At 49.4% G+C, this 1,033-nt stretch carries 1 protein-coding gene; it reads right to left on the reverse strand.

Going from position 1 to position 1,033, the window contains the following annotated elements:
- Positions 1-79 precede the first annotated feature (79 nt).
- On the reverse strand, positions 80-949 hold the full coding sequence (locus BZG83_RS16460) for a DMT family transporter (protein WP_077482159.1): 870 nt from the start codon (positions 947-949) through the stop codon (positions 80-82).
- Between the last annotated feature and the right edge of the window lie 84 nt (positions 950-1,033).

The raw sequence follows: 1,033 nt of genomic DNA on the forward strand, positions 1-1,033 counted from the left end.
GCACAGTAAAGACTATCAACAAGCGACTGACGACACCTACAGCTATGTGTCATGGACAGTCCACTATCGTTATTAACGGTTAACTAGCAGAGGCTTCTACGGCTTGTTTCACCACAGGTCGTGCGCCGCGATCAGACCATTTCATCCATACCAAGGAAGCAAGGATCAACCCAATACCGACCCACTGCATGGGCTGAAGTGTCTCATTAACCCACAAGACCCCGAGGGTGACAGCAGTCAGTGGGTTCAAAAACATAATGATCGACTGGCGATTGGGGCCTAACACGGTAATCGAGCGTATATAAGCCCAGTAACCTACCGCGGTATTCAACACAATTACCCAGATCAAACCCGGAACGGCATGGAGGCTGATAGCCTGTGGCGGTCCTGCTAGTAACCATGCAAACGGGATTAACATCACGCCACCAATCACCAACTGCCACGCAGTTAAACCAAAGATATCTTTGGCCTCCCAGCGCTTCATCCACAAGGTCGACTGCGCGACAAAAACGGTGGCGGCCAACATCGCCCCTGCACCAATCCAATCAATGTCGGAAGAAGGATTAAGGAGTAGCCCCACCCCAGCCAAACCGAGCAGTGCCAACATCAACATCTTTAACTGAGGGCGTTTCCCTTCTGTTAACCACTGCAACAACATCAATACGAGCGGTAAGGTCGCTCCTAATGTCCCAGCAACCGCACCCGGTAAACGATAAGCAGCCACAAATAACAACAAAAAGAACGCTGCGATATTAAAAAAGCTCACCGCGAGCATGCGCGGCACGCTCAACGGTAAGCCGCGACGACTAATCAATAGCATCAGCAAGCCTGCTGGCAATGCGCGCCACACTGCCATCCAATAGGGAGACAGATCCGCCAAGAATAGTGCCACCGCGGAGTAAGTGCTCCCCCAAAAAATCGGTGCCAATACCGCAATCAAATAATGCATACCTTGCCCTTATTTATCTTAATGTGAAGATATATTAGTGCTCCAGTTGATTTATATCAAGTATCTTTATGTGATGATAATAAC

Origin of the sequence: Salinivibrio sp. PR919, assembly GCF_001995355.1 — a bacterium.
Lineage (GTDB): Bacteria > Pseudomonadota > Gammaproteobacteria > Enterobacterales > Vibrionaceae > Salinivibrio > Salinivibrio proteolyticus.